Genomic DNA, 3,951 nt, shown 5'->3' with positions numbered 1-3,951 from the left:
GTCCGAATTCGGAAACAACTCCCGGTGGAGCTTTCGCTGAAATTGACGATGGAGATCGCTGCCGGGCTAGCTCACGCCGCTGGATTGGGAATCTCGCACCGTGACTTGAAGCTGTCCAACGTGCTGATTTCCTCGTCTGGTACCGCGAAGCTGGTTGACTTTGGTTTGGCCGCTTTGGCCGATCGCAACAACCCGGAACAAGTCGCGGATTGCCCCAACGCTCGTGCGATTGACTACGCGGCATTGGAACGAGGCACCAACGTTCGCAAGGATGACCCGCGAAGTGACGTCTTCTTTACCGGCAACATGCTTTATCACATGTTGGCTGGCACGCCGGCATTGTCCGAAACGCGTGACCGCCTGGCGCGGTTGAACGTGTCGCGTTTCCAAGAAATCAAACCGATCACGGAATTCGTTCCGGATTGTCCCGGGATTGTCAGCCAATTGCTGATGAAGATCTTGGCTTACGATCCTGAAAAACGAATCCAGTCCGCTTCGGCGATGAAGATCGAAGTCGAACGTGTGCTGGAAACATTGAAACGAGGTCCCACGGAGCGCCAGGTCCATGACACGAGTGGGACCGTGAATGCCGCCGATGTTGGTGACGATCAAGTGGTCACCAATGAGGGCGAAGGCTACGTCGTGATGCTGGTTGAATCCAAAGCGAATCTGCAAAATGCGGTTCGCGAGCGATTGAAAGCACGTGGATACCGAGTCTTGATTATCGCGGATCCGAAGCGGGCGTTGGCTCGGTTCGAGGACGACATCGAGAATCCGGCCGATTGTGTGATCTTTGGTGCAGCCGAACTTGGCAACGATGCGTTGGAGGCCTACAACCATTTCGTCACGGACGAAAAGACGGCCGAAATTCCGGCGATCTTGCTCGTCGATCAACGCCAAGGCCACATCATCAGCCGCGCCAAACGCGGTCCCAATCGCGTGCTGTTGCCTTTGCCGCTGCGAGTCAAGCAACTTCGTGTTGCGTTGATGCAGTTGCTTGCGAACATCGAAAAGCGAACGCCGGGAATGTTCTGAGTCGTCTTTCCGTCCACTCTTTCACAACACGCGACAGATGGATTGAAACTCGACATGCAACTCACCGGATTGACGGTTATCGGCGGCGGCCAAATGGCTCGCGCTCTTGTGGGCGGAATGCTGGAAAGTGGATGCTTGAAAGCCAGTGAGCTGACCGTTGTTCACCAAACCCCTGCGACGGGCGAATGGTGGACGGCGAAATATCCAGGGTGCACGACCAGCACCGATACCGTCGAAGCGGTCTCCGATGCCAACACGGTCATGCTGGCCGTCAAGCCGCATATCATTGCGGATGTGCTGTCTGTCAAAAACGCGGCCGGGAAAACCGCCGATTGGTCCGGACGACTGATTGTTTCCATTGCTGCAGGAATCGGTTTGGACAAACTGACCCAGGGTGTCGGGCACGACCGCGTCGTCCGAGTCATGCCGAACACGCCCAGTTTGGTCGGGGAAGGCGCCAGCGGTTATTGCGTCAGTTCCGGTGTCAGCGACGAAGATGTGGCCTTGATCGAGACGATGCTGGACAGCGTTGGGATTTCGTCACTGGTCACCGAACCGCAAATGAACGCGGTGACGGGCGTCAGTGGTTCCGGACCTGCTTATGTGTTTCTGATCATCGAAGCCCTAGCGGATGGCGGTGTCGCAGCCGGATTGCCTCGCGCAACGGCGTTGAAGTTGGCCACGCACACGGTTTTGGGTGCGGCGAAAATGGTTCGCGAAACGGGTGAGCACCCCGGTGTATTGAAAGACAACGTTTGCAGCCCCGGCGGAACGACCATTGCCGCCATGAGCGTCCTGGAACAGAATGCAGTTCGAGGAGCGATGATCCAAGCCGTTCAGGCCTCGGCCAATCGCAGTCGAGAGTTGGCGTAGCCGATCTCTCGGCACTGACACTGGAGTCTTCGGAAGTCGCCCGGCTTTCGCAGGACGAGTTCACGTTCATTCCATTTCACTTTCACTTTTTGTAGGGACGCCGCGATGGTTTCGCCGATCGTCAAAGTCGACGACAAGCACGTGCCACTGTACCGAGTCGTTTGGGTAGCGGATCTGCCGCATTTTTGTGGCGAAGAAGACTGTCAGCGGGAGGGCTACTACGAAATCCGCTTGGACGTCGACGATTCGGTCTGGACCAACGCAGGCGAGCGTGATGAGGTCTTGGAAGCTCTGAATCGATGGTGCGGCGATCCACGGGGAGATTCCGACGACCGGCCGTTTTAAATCGTCAGCCGCTTCACCCATTGTGCCTGACGACACAAAACGCCGACGCGGTTTCACTCACCCGCATCGCGAGCACGCTCGGTTTCGCGAATTTCGTTGATGTCGTTCTCTCTTGGTTTGTCGTTGACCGATTGGCCAATCGCTTTGGCCAATCGACCAAGCATCGCGAAGTAGATGAACGTGCCGGCTGTTGCGGCGAAGACACAAATCGCTGCGGCCGCGACCGGCGCCATCAGACTGGCGGCTGCAAAGATCAGGAAAGTCGCAAAGAAAATCAATGCGGCGGAAAGATAGAAGTCGCCCCAGGCTTCTTCGCAACGAGTCACGCTGCGTCCGACTTCCGGTGAAAACGGAACGAACATGTTCTGCATGTCCAACATCGACAGCAGAACAAACGGGAACAGCAAGAACACCGAGAGCATGATCAGGCAAACGGTTGCCAGGTTTTGACCAAACGCCATGGTCCCAATCAACCAACCGGGACCGCCTGTCAGACCAACGGCGGCGAAGCAGAACAACGTCGGCGCGAACCACTCCATGGGTTCCAGGGTCAGCGGCCATTCCGACACCGCGTCTTCGTCGTTGCTGACCGATTGTAGGATGGTGAACCCGCAAGCCAGCACCATCGCACCGTAAACGAGACCGGCGGGGAAGAGGAACTTCAGCGCCGCGTCATAACCCGTTGCGATGGAAATCGCAGCGACTGACGACGCAATGGTGGACAAAATCAGCCAGTGAACGGTGACTCCCAATTGGCCGAAAATTCCGAAGATGGACTTGGCCCAATCGGAAATCTTCGGCACATCCAAATCGGGTGCCGATGACTCCTCTTCGGTGCGAGACGCTTCGGCAAGCAGTTCCTGCGCGGATTTGCGGAACGGATCGGCAGGGCGATCGTTTTGAGTCACCGCGGTTTCGTTGAACTGAAACGTCTGGGCGCGATCCATGTCGATCACGACCTTCTTTTTCTTCCGAGGCGCCGGCGGCACCTTGATCATCTTGTGGCAATCGTGGCAGCGTACCTGTTTGCCCGCTTGAGCGGCGGTGACGTTCAGCATCGTCGCACACACCGGGCATCGGACTCGGTAGTGCTCTTCGTATTCGACGTTGTGAGCGACTGGTTGATCCGTCGCTGGTGGTTTCGGCTTGCTGCTCGAAGCTGCCAATGCAGCGGCTTGTTCGAACAGTGGGTCGACCACGGCATCCTGCTTCGGTGCAGCACCCGCCGCACTGGGGAAGGCTTGGGCCGATTCTTCCATTGCGTCAAAGTTGAACGGATCATCGGGATCGTCGAAGGCATCCGTCGACTTGCCCGCTGCTGCCGCGTTCGAATCGTCCGATAGATCCGGGATGTTGGCGAACCCGAACGGGTCACTGTCATCGGACGCGGAGTCGACCGGCGGCAGGTCCATGTCAAACATGTCGCCTTCCGATGTGGAGGCCGGCGGCGGTGCGTCGGCCTCTGACTTGGACTGGTTGGCCGGACCTTTCGCAGCGGGCTTTGGCGGCGTCGACCGAGAAATCTTGGTCGGCGTGACGCTCGCATCCTGCGGTTTGGCCGCGGGCTTCGCTGGCGGATCGCTCAGCTCCAGCCAATCGTCGTCATCATTGGAGGAGCTGGCAGAAATCCCAGGGACCAAGAACGTCTCTCGACAATTCGGGCAAACCACGCGAGTCCCTCCGGCGTCGTCGCTGACC

General features: G+C 57.8%; 4 protein-coding genes. 3 read left to right on the top strand and 1 reads right to left on the bottom strand.

The window, feature by feature from the left end:
- From ACF8AM_RS24020 to ACF8AM_RS24010, 3 genes are all read left to right on the top strand, one after another.
- On the top strand, window positions 1-1,035 hold a 1,035-nt coding region (locus ACF8AM_RS24020; RefSeq protein WP_392558082.1), incomplete at its 5' end, for a protein kinase.
- 54 nt (window positions 1,036-1,089) lie between these two features.
- Window positions 1,090-1,908, top strand: coding sequence for a pyrroline-5-carboxylate reductase (proC, locus tag ACF8AM_RS24015; protein ID WP_392558081.1), 819 nt, complete (start codon window positions 1,090-1,092; stop codon window positions 1,906-1,908).
- A 105-nt stretch (window positions 1,909-2,013) separates the two neighbouring features.
- Window positions 2,014-2,253 (top strand): hypothetical protein, encoded by a 240-nt coding sequence (locus tag ACF8AM_RS24010; protein ID WP_392558080.1) that lies wholly within the window; start codon window positions 2,014-2,016, stop codon window positions 2,251-2,253.
- Between the two features lie 53 nt (window positions 2,254-2,306).
- Here the strand turns inward: ACF8AM_RS24010 and ACF8AM_RS24005 are convergent.
- On the bottom strand, window positions 2,307-3,951 hold a 1,645-nt coding region (locus ACF8AM_RS24005; protein WP_392558079.1), incomplete at its 5' end, for a hypothetical protein.

It is taken from the genome of Rhodopirellula sp. JB055 (assembly GCF_043100905.1).
Classification (GTDB): domain Bacteria; phylum Planctomycetota; class Planctomycetia; order Pirellulales; family Pirellulaceae; genus Rhodopirellula.
The sequence above is the reverse complement of the archived record's forward strand: the minus strand, read 5'-3'. Positions and strand labels throughout refer to the sequence as shown.